Raw genomic sequence first — 17443 nt, 5'->3', positions numbered from 1 at the left:
CAATGTCCGTATTGTCCGATTCAACGGGCCTGTTGCGGATCGCCGGCTCGCCGGCATGGAAAGGAAGAAGAATATGTCGTTGTCTTGGGATGATGAAACCACGTCGGCAGCTGTGCCGCGTCCGGCGCAGCAAGCGCCGTTGGGAAATACCGATTTGAACCTGCCGGCCGGCGCCGAGCCGTCCGAAGCGAACGCCGAGCAAGTGGCGCGCCGCGTGAATGCCGACGACAAGCGCATCATCAACGGCAAGACGGACGTCAACCAGCTGGTGCCGTTCAAATACAAATGGGCGTGGGACAAATACCTGGCCGGCTGCGCCAACCACTGGATGCCGCAGGAAGTGAACATGCAGCGCGATATCGAGCTGTGGAAGAACCCGAACGGCCTGACGGACGACGAGCGCCGCCTGGTCAAGCGCAACCTGGGCTTCTTCGTGACGGCCGACTCGCTGGCCGCCAACAACATCGTGCTGGGCACCTACCGCCACATCACCGCGCCCGAGTGCCGCCAGTACCTGCTGCGCCAGGCGTTCGAGGAAGCGATCCACACGCACGCCTACCAGTACATCGTCGAATCGCTGGGCCTGGACGAAGGCGAGATCTTCAACGCCTACAACGAAGTCAAGTCGATCCGCGACAAGGATGAATTCCTGATCCCGTTCATCAACACCCTGACCGACCCGGCGTTCGTCACCGGCACGGTGGAAAACGACCAGAAGCTGTTGAAATCGCTGATCGTGTTTGCCTGCCTGATGGAAGGCCTGTTCTTCTACGTCGGCTTCACGCAGATCCTGGCGCTGGGCCGCCAGAACAAGATGATGGGCGCGGCCGAGCAGTACCAGTACATCCTGCGCGACGAATCGATGCATTGCAACTTCGGCATCGACTTGATCAACACGATCAAGATGGAAAACCCGCAGCTGTGGACGGCCGCCTTCCGCGAAGAGATCAAGGACCTGTTCATGAAGGCTGTGGAACTGGAATACGCGTACGCGGAAGACACCATGCCGCGCGGCGTGCTGGGTCTGAACGCGCCGATGTTCAAGGGCTATTTGCGCTTCATCGCCAACCGCCGCGCGCAGCAGATCGGCATCGAGCCGCTGTTCGCCCAGGAAGAAAACCCGTTCCCGTGGATGAGCGAAATGATCGACATGAAGAAGGAACGCAACTTCTTCGAGACGCGCGTGACGGAATACCAGACCGGCGGTGCGCTGAACTGGGAATAATTAGATGAGGAAATGAAAAAGCCCCATGAGGTGCAACTCACGGGGCTTTAGGGAAAAGAGGGCCAAACAACAACCTCTGGCTTTCTCTTGATGCTATTTCTATGTACTAGAAGTCGAAGTTTAAACTTCGAAAGCCGATATGGCAAGGCTCAAGTTCATCATCGAGGTAAATGATGAAAGGAACGACACATGAAAACTTGTGCCTATCCCAAGTCCGTGCATGTGACGCAATACTGGCGCTTCCGCTTTGGAAAGCTTGAAATTGTGTGCGAACACTGCCGGTCTCCACGTTCGCGATAGTGGATTAAAGAGGACGGCTTTTTGCCGTTCTCTTTAAAGGAATAGTCAGTTTTCGTGATGTAAAAACAACTTGAACTTTGCAGGAGTACCGAACGAATTTGTGAGTTTGACTCACTCTTACGTATCTCTTCATATCGACTTAAAAGGTTTTATCATGACATTCAATAGTAAAAAAACCTCATCGGGCATCGCTTCCCAGGCAGCAGAGACATTGAAGAATCCCAATGCCTCTGCCGTGGCTAAGAGTTTGGCTGGTTCCGCATTGTCTCAGGTACAAGGTGCGTATCAGACAGGAAAAGCGATGGAGACAAAGGCATCGCATGTGCTTCAAAGCAGTAAGTACAGCGACGATACCAAAGCTTTAGCCGCTTCATTGCTCTCACAGTCGAATAGACTGCGATAATCCTAATGCTCCTAATGCGCCGTAGCTTTTACGGCGTTTTTTTTGCCTGTTGAGTAGCGATGATGTGTGAGTAGCATTCACATTCCCAGTGTCCAGGAGCTAGAGGGCTTCTTCGAGACCACCGGCCCGCTGGCCGCCACCAACATCGCGCTGGGCAGTCCCCCTTTACGACGCCACATCACGGCGCCCGAGTGCCGCCAGTACCTGCTGCGCCAGGCGTTCGAGGAAGCGATCCACACGCACGCCTACCAGTACATCGTCGAATCGCTGGGCCTGGACGAAGGCGAGATCTTCAACGCCTACAACGAAGTCAAGTCGATCCGCGACAAGGATGAATTCCTGATCCCGTTCATCAACACGCTGACCGACCCGGCGTTCGTCACCGGCACGGTGGAAAACGACCAGAAGCTGTTGAAATCGCTGATCGTGTTTGCCTGCCTGATGGAAGGCCTGTTCTTCTACGTCGGCTTCACGCAGATCCTGGCGCTGGGCCGCCAGAACAAGATGATGGGCGCGGCCGAGCAGTACCAGTACATCCTGCGCGACGAATCGATGCATTGCAACTTCGGCATCGACTTGATCAACACGATCAAGATGGAAAACCCGCAGCTGTGGACGGCCGCCTTCCGCGAAGAGATCAAGGACCTGTTCATGAAGGCTGTGGAACTGGAATACGCGTACGCGGAAGACACCATGCCGCGCGGCGTGCTGGGTCTGAACGCGCCGATGTTCAAGGGCTATTTGCGCTTCATCGCCAACCGCCGCGCGCAGCAGATCGGCATCGAGCCGTTGTTCGCCCAGGAAGAAAACCCGTTCCCGTGGATGAGCGAAATGATCGACATGAAGAAGGAACGCAACTTCTTCGAGACGCGCGTGACGGAATACCAGACCGGCGGTGCGCTGAACTGGGAATAATCCAGCCGATGGCGTCATACGTCATCATGTAACAAAGGCCTCGCGGATGCGGGGCCTTTTGCTATGTGGAAAGCTTATTGCACCGGGCTCATACGGTCGGGATGGTGCCGCCATCGATTACATACTCGGCGCCGTGGATCGACGCGGCGCGCTCCGAGGCCAGAAAGGCGACCAGTTCGGCCACTTCTTCCGGCTTGCCGGGGCGGCCGATGGGAATGCCGCCCAGCGTCCGCATCAGCTCCTGGCGGGCCGCGTCCTCGCCGATGCCGGCGTGTTCGGCCAAGCGCCGTATCATCGCCAGGGCCGCCGTGGTTTCGATGAAGCCCGGCGAGACGGTATTGATGCGGATGCCCTGCGGACCGAATTCCTTCGACAGCCCCTTGCTGTAGTTGCTCAGCGCAGCCTTGGCGGCTGCATACGCCAGCGTCGAATCGTACAGCGGCAGGCTGCGCTGGATCGACGAGATATGGATGATCACGCCGTACTGGCGTGCCACCATCGCCGGCAGGGCGCGGTCGAGGCGCACGGCGGCAAGCAGGTTGCCATTGAGCGCGTCTTCCCAGGCGTCGTCGTCCAGGGCCAGCGCGCCGCCCCCGGCGGCCGTCGAGCCGCCTACGTTATTGATCAGGATATCGACCCCGCCCAGGCTGGCCAGCGCCTCCCGGATCACCGTGTCGGTTCCCGCGCGGGTGCGCAGGTCGGCCGCGATGAAATGCACGCCAGCCGGCAAGCTGCTGGCGGCGGCGCGCGCCGTGGTTGCCACGCGGGCACCGCGTTCGAGCATCAGTTGCAGCGTCGCCGCGCCCATGCCCTTCGTGCCGCCCGTGATGAGCATGCGCTTGTCCTTGAAATCGGCATTCATGCGCTGATCTCCAGGGTCGCGATGCGGTCGCCGGCGAGGGTGAAGGCAAAGCGCAGCGCCAGCGGGCTGCCGGGGAAACTGCCACTGACGCTGCAGGTGACCAGGCAGCGCGCGCCCTGCATGTCGGCCGAGGTGGGGCTGACGCTGGCGCCGTACTGCTTGCTGCCAGCTTCTTTCCAGGCCTTGATGGCGGCATGGCCCGCGTGCGCATGGCCTTCGTCATGCACGACGCCATCGGCAGAGAAACACTGCGCCACGGCGTCGCTATCGTGATGGTTTTCGGCGTTAAAGTAGTCGCCGACGATTGCCGGCATGAGGAGAGACATGGTGCTTCCTTTCGGGTGGAGAGGTAGGGAGCGACCATCATATGGCGTTCAATTGCAGAGAAATAGTACGGTCAGGGTGATAGGCTTTAAACTTCAGGTTCATTATTGGCGCATGATCCCGCATGAAAAATAACTCTCTCGATGGCATCCGTACCTTTCTCGCGGTCGCCGAGCGCAAAAGTTTCAGCGCGGCGGCACTGCAGCTTGGCGTGACGGTGACGGCCGTCAGCAAGGCGGTCAAGGTGATGGAACGGCAGCATGGCGTGCTGCTTTTCAAGCGCAATACGCGCAATGTCGCCTTCACCGAGGCCGGCGCGGGCCTGTACGCCAGCCTGGCCGCCGCTACCCGGCAGATCGATGACGCCTTCGCCGCGCTGACGATGTTTCGCGACCGGCCCGCCGGCCATCTGCGGCTGACGGTGCCGCGCGCGCTGGGCGCGCTGGTCATGCGCGCATTGATACCGCGTTTTCGCAGCAGCTATCCTGACGTGAGCATCGACCTGTCGCTCGACGATGGCGCGGTCGATCTGCTGGCGCAGGGTTACGATGCCGGTATCCGCCTGGGACAGTTCGTGGAGCCGGAGATGGTGGCGGTGCGCCTGACGGGAGACCTGCGCTGGTCCGTGGTTGGCGCGCCCGCCTACTTCGAGCGCAAAGGGCGGCCGCTGATTCCGGAAGAGCTGATGCGCCACGACACCTTGGCCTACCGCTTTCACACTTCCGGCGCCGTGCACCGCTGGCGCTTCGTGCGCGATGGCGAAGAATTGTTGGTGGAAACCGGCGCGCCCCTGGTCGTCAACGACACCACGCTGATCGCCGATTTCGCCCGCTCGGGCCTTGGCCTGGCGTATCTGCCGGACGTGGAAATCGAAGGTGATCTGGCAAGCGGCAGCTTGCTGCGAGTGCTAGAAAACGACGTGCCGCCGACGAGCGGATTATTCCTGTATTTTCCTGCACGTACACAGAGCCAGCCAAAACTGCGCGCCTTCATCGATACGGCGCTGGAGCTCTCCCGGCCGGCGTCTTCCGGCGACGTGCGCTAGTCTCGCCTGCGGTGCTTTTGCGCTCCGTTTTTTCATGCCGCGCAGCGGCGCGGCAGCACAGAAAAGTGCGGCTATTTTTCCGCCGCATCGCGCGTGCCGCGTCGTATTTTTTTGATGGCGCGAATGCGCGCGAGACGGGGAGTAAATATCGTTTCCGGACACGCTGGCGGCGGCATTTGCCGCGCGATTGTGCGATAGCACGCGTAACGTGCAAAAAAGCGGACGAAAACGTGTCGTGCCGGTTGCGCATTGACAAGGTTTTCGTGTACTTTATGAGATTGCAAATGCGAGCGTTAGAATGCGGGGTTTTTTAACCAGCGCGGTAGCGAAAAAACCTCGCAAAACAGGGATACAGATTTACACGGATATGCACAAAACCACACCGTTTTCGTCTGCCGCCGTGCCCGAATTTTTTCAGGCATGGCGGTTTTTTATTTGACGCATCGGTGTTGTAGCGAGCGCGATGCGAGGAGCGAAAAAACGCACGGCATCGAAAACGAATGACCGAATTCAGACTTTGCCACCAGCTGCGAGATAAAGCAGGGTGGCACCGACGATGGCTGAAGTGCTGCAAACGTGAGGAGTTGCAGCAGTTCAGCTGGTGCCGAATTCATTAGCGCAAACGACCGTTTGTGCCGATGAATAATTCGCCTGGCCTATCCCTGTGGTGGGTCGGACGGGTTTAAATCTTGTAGCTTAAATTTCTCATCTCAGATGAAGGAGAGACAAATGGCAACAGCCGCTAAGAAATCAGAAGTAAAGAAACCAGCCGCCAAGGCTGCTCCTGCCGCGAAGAAGCCGGCAGCCGCAGCGAAGACGGTTGCCGCTAAACCAGCTGCCAAAGCCGCAGCGAAACCAGCAGCAAAACCGGCCGCCAAAGCCGCAGCCAAGCCTGCAGCAAAAGTGGCTGCCAAGCCAGTAGCGAAAGCTGCAGCAAAACCAGCGGCCAAGCCGGCAGCGAAAGCCGCAGCAAAACCTGCAGCCAAGGCAGCAGCCAAGCCTGTCGCGAAAAAAGCCGCAGCCAAACCAGCCGCCAAGCCAGCAGCAAAAGCTGCGGCAAAACCAGCCGCCAAAGCAGCAGCCAAGCCAGCAGTGAAAAAAGCCGCAGCGAAGCCTGTAGCCAAGGCGGCAGCGAAACCGGCCGCCAAGGCAGCAGCCAAGCCAGCAGCGAAAAAAGTCGTCGCCAAGGCAGCAGCGAAGCCAGCAGCAAAAGCGGCAGCCAAGCCAGCGGCCAAGGCAGCAGCCAAGCCAGCAGTGAAAAAGGCCGCAGCGAAACCTGCAGCCAAGGCAGCAGCGAAACCGGCCGCCAAAGCGGCAGCCAAGCCAGCAGCGAAAAAAGTCGTCGCCAAGGCAGCAGCCAAGCCAGCAGCAAAAGCGGCAGCCAAGCCAGCGGCCAAAGCAGCAGCCAAGCCAGCAGCCAAGCCAGCAGCAAAAGCTGCGGCGAAGCCAGCGGCCAAGGCAGCAGCGAAGCCAGCAGCCAAGGCAGCAACTAAGGCTGCAGCCAAGCCAGCAGCCAAGGTAGCAGCGAAGCCGGCAGCCAAGGTAGCAGCGAAGCCAGCAGCAAAAGCGGCAGCCAAGCCAGCAGCCAAGGTAGCAGCGAAGCCAGCCGCCAAAGCAGCAGCGAAACCTGCGGCCAAAGTCGCAGCGAAACCTGCAGCCAAGCCAGCGGCCAAGGTAGCAGCGAAGCCGGCAGCGAAACCAGCGGCCAAGGTGGCAGCGAAGCCGGCAGCGAAAGCAGCAGCGAAACCTGCCGCCAAGCCGGCCGCAGCACCAGTCGTGGCAGCCGCACCAGCAGCAGCGCCGGCAGCAGCTCCAGCGGCACCAGCCGCCGTGGCCGCCAAGCCAGCCGCCAAGAAGGCTGCGCCTAAAAAGGCCGCACCGAAGAAGGCAGCTCCTGTCGCCAAGCCATCGGCACCTATCGCACCTGTAGCAAAAACCGTGTTGGCACCGGCTGCAGCCTGGCCATTCCCAACCAGCACCCGCCCATCGTAATTCCAACGATACGGGTGCCTGGATGAGGCAACACGCCGCTGTGTGACTCAATCACACAGCGGTTTTTTTTTGGAGAATTAGTCGTGCTGATCGTTATCCTTACATTGATCGTTGATACCATCGCCACCTTGCTGGGCGGCGTGCTGCTGCTGCGCTTCTGGATGCAGGCGGTGCGCGTGCGGCCGCCCTCGTCGGTGGCGCAATTCACGTTTCAATTGTCCGACTGGCTGGTACGCCCCCTGCGCCGCGTGGTGCCGGGCGTGGGCGGGTATGACTGGGCCAGCCTGATCGGCGCCTTCCTGATCGTGCTGCTGGCCAGCTCGGTGCTGTTTATTTCCGGCGCTCCCGTCGAAGTGGTGCTGCTCAAGTCGCTGCAACGCTTCCTGCAATGGATACTCTACGGTTTCATGGCCTTGCTGATCATCGAAGCCATCTTCAGCTGGGTCAATCCGCATGCGCCGCTGGCGCCGTTCGTGCGGGCCCTGAACGAGCCGCTGCTGCGTCCGATCCGCAAGGTGGTGCCGCTGGTGGGCAGCCTGGACTTGTCGCTGCTGGTGGCGCTGATCCTGCTGCAGATCGCGCAAGTACTGGTGGGGATGATTATTGTGCTGCGATGATGGTGGCGTAGGTCGGGTTAGCGTAGCGTCACCCGACGTCACCCGCCATGCCTATGATGTTGTCGGATTACGCGTGGCTGCGCCCCGCTAATCCGACCTGCGACCTACATATTAATAGCGGTAGCCGAACGCCGCTTGGAACTGTTCGGCGATGCTCTCCGGCGTAAACACGTGGTTTTGCGCACCCTGGGTGGCGATCTTGATGGCGCCCAGCAGGCTGGCCAGGCGGCCGCTGGTTTCCCAGCCCAGGTCGTTGGTGATGCCGAACAGCAAACCGGCACGGTAGGCGTCACCGCAACCGGTCGGGTCCAGTACTTCCTTGGCGGTCACGACAGGAATGTCGATGCGCTTGCCGTCCGTATAGATCTCCGAACCTTTTTCGCCACGCGTGACGATCAGCGCTTCCAGGCGGCTGGCGATGTCTGGCAGGGTCAAGCCCGTGCGTTCCATCAACATTTCCATTTCATAGTCGTTGGCCGACACATACGTGGCTTTGTTGATGAAGTCGATCAACTGTTCGCCATTGAAACGTGGCAATTGCTGGCCTGGATCGAACATGAAGGGAATGCCCAGCTCGGCCAGGTCGGCGGCGTGCTTGAGCATGCCCTGGTCGCCGTCCGGCGAAATGATGGCGACCTTGGCCGGGCCCGCATTGGCGATCGGGTTTTCATGCGCAAACGACATGGCGCCCGGGTGGAAGGCGTTGATCTGGTTATTGTCCGCATCGGCCGTGACGAAGCACTGCGCGTTGTAGCTGTCGGCCTTGATCAGGATGTTGGCGGTGGAAATGCCCAGCTTTTGCAGGCGCTCCAGATAGGCGGCGCTGTCTTGCCCCATGACGCCGACGATGCGCGGATCGCCGCCCAGCATTTTCAGGCTGTAGGCGATGTTGCCCGAGCAGCCGCCGAACTCCGTGCGCATGGTGGGCACGAGGAAGGAGACGTTCACTTTGTGCAACTGGTCGGCCAGCAGGGATTCGCCGAAGCGGCCGGGGAATTGCATGATGGTGTCGGTGGCAAGCGAGCCGCAGATCAGCGATGTTTTGGTCATGATAGTGCCTGTTAAGGGTAAAAAATGGCGATATGGTAGCCAGACGCCGTGAGCTGGTCTAATGCAAAATACAGTTTGATGGTTTGTTCCGAGCGCGGCGCAAACCCCGTGTTGACGTCGATCGTGGCCGGCAGATAGTCGCGCGGCGCGATCACGCGGCGCAAGAGGGGCTTGTCATTGGCATCGTTGAGTATCAGTTCGATGCTGGGCCAGGCTTGCACGCTGCGGCTCTGGTTGCGCAGCAGCGAGACATAGGAAAACGTCTGTTCCTTCAGGGTCTGCAGCTCGCCCTGCTCGATGGCCAGCGCCTCGATCTGCGCCGGCAAGTCGACCTTGCAGCCGCTGAGTTTGCACAGCGCGACCAGGGTAGGCTTCCACTGCGGAAATTGCGCCGCCAGCGGATTGCGGAAAGTGGTCATGACCTGCAGGAATAACAAAAGCAGCAGGACCACCGAGCCGGCGGCCATGGCCACGCGCAAGGCCTTGCCGCTCTGTTCGCGGCGCCGGCCCTGGGTGACGAAAGCCGGTTCGTCGTCGGCCGGCGGCAGGACGGGTTCCTCCTGCTCCTCGGCTGGAGCCGGCGCAACGGCGGCGGGCAGCGGCGTGAAGGTATGTTCGGCCAGCGTGGGTTCGCGGCGCGCGGGGCTGGCTGCGGCAGACGCAGGCGCCACGGGCTTGTCCAGGCTGACCTTTTCGGCGGCAGGCAATGCCGGCGCGGCGCCGGTTTCCAGATTCGGTTCGCGGCGGCTGTCGCGCAAATACGTGGCGAAGGCGGGTGCGTCATCGACCTGGCGGCGCTTGAAGGGCGCCATTGGCTGGGGCAACGGTGCTTCGGGCAGCTCGGCCGGTGTTTCTGCCGGTGTTGCTTCGGGGAGGTCGAGCGGTGCGTCGGCTGGCACCTCGTCGGGTAGGGCGACGTCGAGGTCCAGTTCGATGTGCTCGCCATCGGCCGCGTCGTCCTTGAGTTTCGCCGTTTCCGGCAGGATGCCAAACGGGTCGAACGAGGTGTCGAAGTCGAGGGAATAGATGGGTTCGTCGTCCGTGGCGGACGGCAGGCTGTTGTCGGCCAGATAACTGGCTGACGGCGGGGCGGCAGTACCGGGAGCGGAGGTTAAAAACGGCGATGCCGCCGCTGGATCGACCAGCGCGGCATTGCCGTCAAACACTTCCCTGCACGTGCCACAGCGCACGATGCCCCCACGTAACTTCAACTGGTCAGCAGCGACCCGAAATATCGTGTTGCAATGGGGGCATTTGGTGGCGAGGGCCATTGCTGTGCTTATGCACCTTCCGCGCGGGGCGCAGGCGCTTGCGTTGCACCCAGGCGGCCATGCAGGGCCACCCAGCCGTCTTGCTCGGCCCATACACCGAGCTCGATGAACGGCGCATAGGCAGCGGCCACTTCTTCCGCCTGGCGTGCCAGCACGCCGGACAGGATCAGGGCGCCGCCGTCGGCAACGCGGCTAGAGAGCATCGGCGCCATCAGCTTCAATGGACTCGACAGGATATTGGCGACGACGATGTCAAACTTGGCCGTGGCGTGTGCCGAGGTGGCAAACGTATCTGGCAAGAAATATTCGATCTCGCACTGGTTGCGCTCGGCATTGTCGCGCGCCGATTCGATCGCCTGCGGGTCGATATCGACGCCGGCCACCGTTTGCGCACCGAGTTTCTTGGCCACCATGGCCAGGATGCCGGAACCGCAACCGTAGTCGAGCACGGTCTTGCCGGGGGCAGGGTTCGCTTCCAGCCATTCCATGCACAGGCGCGTGGTCGGGTGGCTGCCCGTGCCGAAAGCCAGGCCCGGGTCCAGTTCCAGGATCAGGCCGTCAGGATCCGGTGCCTCGTGCCAGCTGGGCACGACCCAGATATTCTTGCCGATGTGAATCGGGGCGAATTGCGACTGGGTCAACCGCACCCAGTCCTGCTCTTCCACGGGGCGCATGCTAAAGGTGGGTACTTCCGTCATGCCGACCGCCTGGGCTGCGGCGGCCACGATGGCGGCCTGGTCGGCGTCGACGTCCGTCAGCGCCACCACGCGGCTGCGTTCCCACGCCGCTTCCTTCGGTTCCATGCCGGGTTCGCCAAACAAGGGCTGTTCGGCATCCGTGCCTTCATCGGCGTCTTCCACCGAGACCGACAGGGCGCCCGCTTCCATCAACGCGTCGGACATGGCCTCGGCGTTGTCACGGGCGATTTCGATGACGATTTCCGTCCAGCTCATGCGCCCGCCTTGATTTCGGACTTCTTGGCGATGCTGGGGCTGCCGCCATTCAGGTTCTTGCCCAGGTCCGGCATGTCGGCCAGCTTCTGTTCCAGATAATGAATGTTGGTGCCGCCTTCGATGAAGCGCGCATCGATCATCAGTTCGCGGTGCAGGGCGATATTCGTGTTGATGCCTTCAACCACCATTTCGGACAGGGCGATCTGCATGCGGCGGATCGCTTGCTCGCGCGTGGCGCCGTAAGCGATCACTTTGCCGATCATCGAGTCGTAATGCGGCGGCACATAGTAGCCGGCGTAGGCGTGCGAGTCGACGCGGATGCCCGGGCCGCCCGGCGCATGCCAGGAGACGATCTTGCCGGGCGACGGCGTGAACTTGAACGGATCTTCGGCGTTGATGCGGCACTCGATGGCGTGGCCCGACAGCAAGACGTCGCGCTGGCGGAAACGCAGTTTTTCGCCGGCGGCGATGCGGATCTGTTCTTGCACGATGTCGATGCCGGTGATCATCTCGGTGACGGGATGCTCCACCTGCACGCGGGTATTCATTTCAATGAAATAGAACTCGCCGTTTTCGTACAGGAATTCAAACGTGCCGGCGCCGCGGTAGCCGATCTTGCGGCATGCTTCGGCGCAACGGTCGCCAATTTTCTCGATCAGCTTGCGCGGGATGCCCGGCGCCGGTGCTTCTTCGATCACTTTCTGGTGGCGGCGCTGCATGGAGCAGTCGCGCTCGCCCAGCCAGACGGCGTTCTTGTGTTCGTCGGCGAGGATCTGGATTTCCACGTGGCGCGGATTTTCCAGGTACTTCTCCATATACACTTCAGGGTTGCCGAACGCCGTGCCGGCTTCCGTCTTGGTCATCGCCACGGCGTTGATCAGGGCAGCTTCCGTGTGCACCACGCGCATGCCGCGTCCGCCGCCGCCGCCGGCGGCCTTGATGATCACCGGGTAGCCGATCTTGCGGGCAATTTGCACGATCGCTTTCGGATCGTCCGGCAACGCGCCTTCGGAGCCGGGTACGCACGGTACGCCAGCCTTGATCATGGTTTGCTTGGCCGATACTTTATCGCCCATCAAGCGGATCGATTCGGAGCGGGGGCCGATGAAGACGAAGCCCGATTTCTCGACGCGTTCGGCAAAGTCGGCATTTTCCGACAGGAAGCCATAGCCTGGGTGAATCGCTTGCGCATCCGTCACTTCAGCGGCGCTGATAATGGCGGGCATGTTCAGGTAGCTCAGGGTCGACTGTGCCGGGCCGATACAAACGGATTCGTCGGCCAGCTTGACGTATTTCGCGTCCTTGTCGGCTTCGGAGTGGACTACAACCGTTTTAATGCCCATTTCGCGGCAGGCGCGCTGAATACGGAGGGCAATTTCACCACGGTTGGCAATCAGGATTTTTTCAAACATGGTAGGTTCGCGTATGTCTGTGAGAGCCGGCGAGCCGGCGAAACAACAAGTGTGAGGGGCTAAAACTGCAAACGGCCGTTGCCGGCCGTGTGGACTGGGTTTTAGCCGATCACAAACAAGGGTTGACCGAATTCGACCGGTTGGCCGTTTTCGACCAGGATCTGGGTCACGACACCGGCTTTATCGGAGTCGATTTCATTCAGGAGCTTCATCGCTTCGATGATGCACAGGGTATCACCTTCCTTGACGGTCGAGCCCACTTCAACATAGGCGGCACTGCCAGGAGCGGAGGAACGGTAGAAGGTGCCGACCATCGGCGACTTGACCACATAGCCCGTTGGCTCGGCGGCGACCACGACGGCAGCTGCCGCGGCGGGAGCGGCGGCTGGCGCGGCTGGCTGGTATTGGGCTTGCATGCCTTGCGGCTGCATCATGACCATCTGGTTTTGCGGCATGGCCGACGATTTGACGATGCGAACCTTGCTTTCGCCTTCGGTAACTTCCAGCTCTGCGATATCCGATTCGGCGACCAGGTCGATCAAGGTCTTGAGTTTTCGTAGATCCATGTAAAACCCCTAGGAATGTAGTTTGTTTTATGAGTGATGCGGTGATGTCCAAGAACCTATCGCCGCGCTAAATGCGTGCAGATCGCGTAGATTAACGTTTTTTAAGCACAAAGTCGATGGCAAACCGATATCCATCGATACCTAGCCCGCAGATCGTCCCCTGCGCGATCGCGCTGAGAAATGAGTGATGTCGAAACGTTTCGCGTTGGTAAATATTCGAGATATGGACTTCCACGAACGGGATGGCGACCCCGGCCAGCGCATCGCGCAAGGCAACGCTGGTATGGGTCAGGCCGCCCGGATTGATGACGATGGCATCGATCCCTTCCGCTCGCGCGGCATGGATGCGGTCGATCAGCGCGCCTTCGTGGTTGCTTTGAAAGCAGACCAGGTCGGCACCGGCCGCCATGGCTTGCGCCATTGCTGCCTGTTCGATATCGGCCAAGGTGCTGGCGCCGTAGACCTCAGGCTCGCGCGTTCCCAGCAAATTCAGGTTGGGACCATTGAGCAGAAGGAGGTTTTTTGCCATGTATGGAAGACCGTTTTAGCGAAAGTTCCGCATTTTGCCGCCAAAGATACGCATTGGCAAGAGAAAAAAGCACGCTCCGAATTTACAATTTATCCAGATCGGCGCGTAACTGATCAAATTTCAAGCGGCCCAGATAGGTCTTTTTGACTTCGCCATCGGCGCCGATCAGCACCGTAAAGGGCAAACCGCCCGTGGCATTGCCAAAATGACGCGACAGATCGGTGCCGCTCATGCCGGACACGTAGACGGGATAGGCAATCTTGAACTTGCTGGCAAAGGTGGCAATATTGCTGGCCGAATCGATACCGATGCCGATCACCTGCAGGTTTTTCCCCGCATAGTGGCCTTGCACTTCGGATAACTCCGGCATTTCTTCCACGCAAGGCGGGCACCACGGCGCCCAGAAATTGACCAGCACATTCTTGCCTTTCCATTGCGACAAGGCTTGCGTGGTGCCCGCCGCGTCCGGCAGGGACAGCGCATACAGCTCGTTGACGGGCCCCGTCGCGCCTGGCGCGATGGTCGTCGTCAGCGGTCCCGCTGCTTTCGCCTTTTCCTTGTTCAAACCGACGTAAGCACCCATGCCGCCAAACATCAGCGCGACGATGGCGCAGGCGATCCAATTCTTTTTTGTCATAACTTTATCTATATCAATGTTAGTCGGCAGCCGGCACGCCATCGGCGAGGCTGGCGGCCAGCAGGCTGCGCAGCCCGGCGATATCGGTGCGCAGCACCTTGCCGTCGGCCTTGGCTTTCAGCGCGCCGCGCATATCGTCGAGCTCATACATGGCCGCGTGCACGCCTTCGTTTTTCCACAGGAAACTGGCTGTCTCGACCGCATCATAACGCGGTCCCTTGAAATGCGGGCTTTCCGACATGTCGAGCACGACATTTTTATTCAGCAGGAAGATGTGGATTTCCTTGGCGCTCTCGGCAAACAGCTGCAAATAGATCTCGTCGTGGGGGCCGGCCGTGCCATTGAGCACGGGGCCGCTGAGCAGGGGATGAAATTGTTGCAACGCTTCCATGAGCTGCAGCGCAATCGTGCGCAGCTGGAACAGCCGTGCGGGCTGGCTGTCGGCCAGGAACAGGGCGTTGTACTGCCGCACCTGTTCCTCGATCATGTCGTTGTCAGGCAGTATATTCGGCCGATTCGGCGCGTCGCCGAGGACTTGCCGCGCCGCCTTGCGCTTGGCGCTGCCATAATCGGCGCCATCCTGCGCCACGAGGCGCGCGGCAGCGGCGGCGATTTCCAGGCGCAACTGGGCGCTATCGTCAAATGCATCGTTCGTCATGAGCGAGATGATACTCTGAAGCGGAAAAAGTCATGGCGTCAGGTAAAATCCTGCACTTGCTGTTTTTTATCTCACCGTCTTACTTACTTAAGCGTGCACCTTTCGCACTGATCACATGCATATTCATATTCTCGGTATTTGCGGTACCTTCATGGGCGGCCTGGCTGTCCTGGCCAAGGAAGCCGGCCATAAAGTCACCGGTTGCGATGCCAACGTCTATCCGCCGATGAGCACCCAGCTGGAATCGCAGGGAATCGAACTGATACAGGGCTTCGATCCGGAACAGACCAAGCTGAACCCGGATTTGTATGTGATTGGCAATGTGGTCTCGCGCGGCAACCCGCTGGTGGAAGAAATCCTCAACCGCAGCTTACCGTATGTGTCCGGCCCACAATGGATCGGCGAACACATCCTGCGCAATCGGTGGGTGCTGGCCGTGGCCGGCACGCATGGCAAGACGACAACATCAGCCATGCTGGCCTGGATACTCGAAGACGCGGGCTACGCGCCGGGCTTTTTGATCGGCGGCGTGCCGATGAACTTTGGCATTTCCGCGCGCCTGTCCGGCAAGATCGATGGCAAGAGCGCGGAGTCGGACTTCTTCGTCATCGAAGCCGATGAATACGATACGGCCTTCTTCGACAAGCGCAGCAAGTTTGTGCATTACCACGCGAAGACGGCCGTCATGAATAACCTGGAATACGATCACGCCGACATCTTCCCCGATCTGCACGCCATCGAGACGCAATTCCACCACCTGGTGCGTACCGTGCCCGGCATCGGCCGCCTCGTGTTCAACGGCGACGAAGCATCGCTGCAGCGCGTGCTGGCGCGCGGTTGCTGGAGCGAAAAGGAAAGTTTTGGTCAGGATGCCAACTGGCAACTGCAAGAGCAGGCCGACGGCAGCTTCGACGTGTTCTTCAATGGCCAGCAGGAAGGCCATGTGGCATGGGCGCTCACGGGCAAGCACAACCGCAGCAATGCGCTGGCGGCCATCGCCGCCGCGCGCCATGTGGGCGTGCCCATTGCCCAGGCGTGCGCTTCGCTGGCCAGCTTCGAGAGCGTCAAGCGCCGCATGGAAGTGCGCGGCGTGGTCAATGGCGTTACTGTGTACGACGATTTCGCGCATCACCCGACGGCCATTGCCACCACCGTGGGTGGGCTGCGCCAGAAGCTTGGCGCCAGCGCCCGCATCCTGGCCGTGCTGGAACCGCGTTCGAACACCATGAAGCTGGGCGCCATGAAAGATGCGCTGCCGGGCAGCCTCAAGGATGCCGACCTGGTCTTCGGTTTCGGCAGCCATGCCGCGCTGGGCTGGAGCCTGGGCGACGCGCTGGCGCCGCTGGGCAAGATTGCCAGCGCCTATGAAGACATCGACGCGCTGGTGGCGGCCGTGGCGGCAAGTGCCCGTCCCGGCGACCAGATCGTCGTCATGAGCAATGGCGGCTTTGGCGGCGTGCACCAGAAATTGCTGGAGGCGCTGGGCCGATGATTCTGTACCTGCATGGATTCCGCTCGTCGCCCCTGTCGATGAAGTCGCGCCTGCTCGCCGCGCAGATGCAGGCGCTGGGCCGCGAAGCACAGTGGCTGTGCCCGCAATTGCCGGCGTCGCCCAAGCTGGCCATCGCATTGGCGCTATCGTTGGTGAAGGACGTGGCGCCGGCCGAGCTGACGATTATCGGCTCGTCCTTGGGCGGCTATTACGCCACCTGGCTGGCCGAGCGGCTCGGTTGCCGCGCCGTATTGCTCAATCCTGCCATCGTGCCCCTGATCGACCTGGAACAGCATGTGGGCGTGACGACCGAGTTTCATTCGGACAAACCATTCGAGTTCAAGCGCGAGTACATAGCCGAGCTGGGAACCTTTGCTGTAGAGAAAATTACTGAGCCACAACGCTATTTCCTGATTGCCGCCACCGGCGATGAAGTGCTCGACTACCGCGACATGGTGGCGCATTATCAGGGGGCGCGGCAACTCGTCATCGAGGGCAGCGACCATGGCATCAGCGAGTTTGCCGACTACCTGGCGCCCGTGCTGGCCTTTTGCGGCATTGATGCGGACGCTGCCCGGTGAGGCCGGGTTCGCTGCGCCAGGCGCAATGGCATGCGCACGTGAACGCCGTCCATGCGCCGCCGGCCTTGCGCCACTGGCTGACGGGCGGCGGTTCGCTGACGGCCAAGCTGAAAGCGCATAGCCAGGCATTTCGCGTGCAATGTTTGCATCAGGAAACGGCACGCTGCCTGAGCGACGAGGCCGCGATCATTGGTTTGCACCGCGCGGGCCGGGTGTGGGAGCGCGAAGTGCTGTTGCGTTGTGATAACAAACCGGCCGTGTTTGGCCATACCGTCGTGCCCATGCAGGCGACGGCCACGGACTGGCCTTTGTTTTCCGCGCTGGGCGAGCGTTCGCTGGGCACGACCTTGTTTGGCGACCGCATGGTGCGCCGCGGAGCACTGGAATTTGCCCGCTTGCGCGCCGGCCATCCGCTGGTGCAGCGGGCGCAGGCGGCGCTGGCCCTGGAAGAAGCGCGTGCCAGCGACAAGGCGCTGTTTTTTGCCCGCCGCTGCCTGTATCAGCGTCACCAGGGATTGCTGCTGGTAACAGAAGTATTTTTGCCGGCGGTGCTCGAGTTGACGTCCGTCGCTCGCACCGCTGCAACCGACACACTCATAAACAAAGCATAA

General features: G+C 60.6%; 19 protein-coding genes and 1 pseudogene. 8 read left to right on the top strand and 12 right to left on the bottom strand.

Annotated features, from left to right (window positions below):
* Positions 1 to 73: 73 nt before the first annotated feature.
* The 3 genes and pseudogenes from ACQ4W4_RS06075 to ACQ4W4_RS06065 form a co-directional block, all read left to right on the top strand.
* A complete protein-coding gene (locus ACQ4W4_RS06075; RefSeq protein WP_070218582.1) occupies positions 74 to 1225 on the top strand; it encodes a ribonucleotide-diphosphate reductase subunit beta in 1152 nt (383 codons plus the stop codon).
* A 370-nt stretch (positions 1226 to 1595) separates the two neighbouring features.
* A complete protein-coding gene (locus ACQ4W4_RS06070) occupies positions 1596 to 1928 on the top strand; it encodes a hypothetical protein (RefSeq protein ID WP_254676084.1) in 333 nt (110 codons plus the stop codon).
* Between the two features lie 105 nt (positions 1929 to 2033).
* A pseudogene (locus ACQ4W4_RS06065) lies at positions 2034 to 2843 on the top strand (ribonucleotide-diphosphate reductase subunit beta); the annotation flags it as partial.
* An 88-nt stretch (positions 2844 to 2931) separates the two neighbouring features.
* On the opposite strand, the gene ACQ4W4_RS06060 reads toward ACQ4W4_RS06065, so the two are convergent.
* Together ACQ4W4_RS06060 and ACQ4W4_RS06055 are read right to left on the bottom strand one after the other, a co-directional pair.
* Positions 2932 to 3705 (bottom strand): SDR family oxidoreductase, encoded by a 774-nt coding sequence (locus ACQ4W4_RS06060; protein WP_436541208.1) that lies wholly within the window; start codon positions 3703 to 3705, stop codon positions 2932 to 2934.
* Positions 3702 to 4031, bottom strand: coding sequence for a nuclear transport factor 2 family protein (locus tag ACQ4W4_RS06055; RefSeq protein ID WP_436541207.1), 330 nt, complete (start codon positions 4029 to 4031; stop codon positions 3702 to 3704). The genes ACQ4W4_RS06060 and ACQ4W4_RS06055 overlap by 4 nt, the downstream gene beginning before the upstream one ends.
* A gap of 122 nt (positions 4032 to 4153) precedes the next feature.
* On the opposite strand from ACQ4W4_RS06055, the gene ACQ4W4_RS06050 reads away from it, so the two are divergent.
* A complete protein-coding gene (locus tag ACQ4W4_RS06050; RefSeq protein WP_436541206.1) occupies positions 4154 to 5074 on the top strand; it encodes a LysR family transcriptional regulator in 921 nt (306 codons plus the stop codon).
* Between the two features lie 826 nt (positions 5075 to 5900).
* On the opposite strand, the gene ACQ4W4_RS06045 is transcribed toward ACQ4W4_RS06050, so the two are convergent.
* Together ACQ4W4_RS06045 and ACQ4W4_RS06040 are read right to left on the bottom strand one after the other, a co-directional pair.
* A complete protein-coding gene (locus ACQ4W4_RS06045; protein WP_436541205.1) occupies positions 5901 to 6563 on the bottom strand; it encodes a hypothetical protein in 663 nt (220 codons plus the stop codon).
* Positions 6564 to 6896 carry a hypothetical protein gene (locus ACQ4W4_RS06040; protein WP_436541204.1) on the bottom strand — a complete coding sequence of 111 codons (333 nt, stop codon included), beginning with the start codon at positions 6894 to 6896 and terminating at the stop codon, positions 6564 to 6566.
* A 253-nt stretch (positions 6897 to 7149) separates the two neighbouring features.
* On the opposite strand from ACQ4W4_RS06040, the gene ACQ4W4_RS06035 reads away from it, so the two are divergent.
* Positions 7150 to 7683 (top strand): YggT family protein, encoded by a 534-nt coding sequence (locus ACQ4W4_RS06035; protein ID WP_227742044.1) that lies wholly within the window; start codon positions 7150 to 7152, stop codon positions 7681 to 7683.
* 111 nt (positions 7684 to 7794) lie between these two features.
* On the opposite strand, the gene ACQ4W4_RS06030 is transcribed toward ACQ4W4_RS06035, so the two are convergent.
* The 8 genes from ACQ4W4_RS06030 to ACQ4W4_RS05995 all read right to left on the bottom strand — a co-directional run bounded on the left by ACQ4W4_RS06030 (position 7795) and on the right by ACQ4W4_RS05995 (position 14759).
* The gene (locus ACQ4W4_RS06030) at positions 7795 to 8733 is read right to left on the bottom strand and encodes a carbohydrate kinase family protein (RefSeq protein WP_436541203.1); all 939 of its coding nucleotides are present in this window, start codon (positions 8731 to 8733) and stop codon (positions 7795 to 7797) included.
* A gap of 11 nt (positions 8734 to 8744) precedes the next feature.
* Entirely contained in the window at positions 8745 to 10004 is a 1260-nt protein-coding gene (locus tag ACQ4W4_RS06025) for a DUF3426 domain-containing protein (protein ID WP_436541202.1), read from the bottom strand.
* A gap of 8 nt (positions 10005 to 10012) precedes the next feature.
* Positions 10013 to 10957 carry a 50S ribosomal protein L11 methyltransferase gene (gene prmA / locus ACQ4W4_RS06020; RefSeq protein ID WP_436541201.1) on the bottom strand — a complete coding sequence of 315 codons (945 nt, stop codon included), beginning with the start codon at positions 10955 to 10957 and terminating at the stop codon, positions 10013 to 10015.
* Complete coding sequence (accC, locus tag ACQ4W4_RS06015) at positions 10954 to 12369, bottom strand: acetyl-CoA carboxylase biotin carboxylase subunit (RefSeq protein ID WP_070222157.1); 1416 nt, start codon at positions 12367 to 12369, stop codon at positions 10954 to 10956. The genes prmA and accC overlap by 4 nt, the downstream gene beginning before the upstream one ends.
* Positions 12370 to 12470: 101 nt before the next feature.
* The gene (gene accB / locus ACQ4W4_RS06010) at positions 12471 to 12935 is read right to left on the bottom strand and encodes an acetyl-CoA carboxylase biotin carboxyl carrier protein (protein WP_046684231.1); all 465 of its coding nucleotides are present in this window, start codon (positions 12933 to 12935) and stop codon (positions 12471 to 12473) included.
* 91 nt (positions 12936 to 13026) lie between these two features.
* The gene (gene aroQ, locus ACQ4W4_RS06005; RefSeq protein ID WP_436541200.1) at positions 13027 to 13464 is read right to left on the bottom strand and encodes a type II 3-dehydroquinate dehydratase; all 438 of its coding nucleotides are present in this window, start codon (positions 13462 to 13464) and stop codon (positions 13027 to 13029) included.
* Positions 13465 to 13546: 82 nt separating this feature from the next.
* Entirely contained in the window at positions 13547 to 14101 is a 555-nt protein-coding gene (locus ACQ4W4_RS06000; protein WP_436541199.1) for a TlpA family protein disulfide reductase, read from the bottom strand.
* 19 nt (positions 14102 to 14120) lie between these two features.
* On the bottom strand, positions 14121 to 14759 hold the full coding sequence (locus ACQ4W4_RS05995; protein ID WP_436541198.1) for a hypothetical protein: 639 nt from the start codon (positions 14757 to 14759) through the stop codon (positions 14121 to 14123).
* A 115-nt stretch (positions 14760 to 14874) separates the two neighbouring features.
* Here ACQ4W4_RS05995 and mpl point away from each other — a divergent pair, with 115 nt between their 5' ends.
* The 3 genes from mpl to ACQ4W4_RS05980 are packed head-to-tail and all read left to right on the top strand — an operon-like array spanning position 14875 to position 17443.
* Positions 14875 to 16251 (top strand): UDP-N-acetylmuramate:L-alanyl-gamma-D-glutamyl-meso-diaminopimelate ligase, encoded by a 1377-nt coding sequence (mpl, locus tag ACQ4W4_RS05990; protein ID WP_436541197.1) that lies wholly within the window; start codon positions 14875 to 14877, stop codon positions 16249 to 16251.
* On the top strand, positions 16248 to 16832 hold the full coding sequence (locus tag ACQ4W4_RS05985) for a YqiA/YcfP family alpha/beta fold hydrolase (protein WP_436541196.1): 585 nt from the start codon (positions 16248 to 16250) through the stop codon (positions 16830 to 16832). Before mpl ends, ACQ4W4_RS05985 begins: the two co-directional genes overlap by 4 nt.
* On the top strand, positions 16829 to 17443 hold the full coding sequence (locus ACQ4W4_RS05980) for a chorismate--pyruvate lyase family protein (protein WP_436541195.1): 615 nt from the start codon (positions 16829 to 16831) through the stop codon (positions 17441 to 17443). The genes ACQ4W4_RS05985 and ACQ4W4_RS05980 overlap by 4 nt, the downstream gene beginning before the upstream one ends.

Source organism: Janthinobacterium glycogeni, from assembly GCF_051380725.1.
In the GTDB taxonomy this organism is placed as follows: Bacteria; Pseudomonadota; Gammaproteobacteria; order Burkholderiales; family Burkholderiaceae_D; genus Janthinobacterium.
Note: the sequence above shows the minus strand (reverse complement) of the source record. Positions and strands in the feature narration are given on the sequence as shown.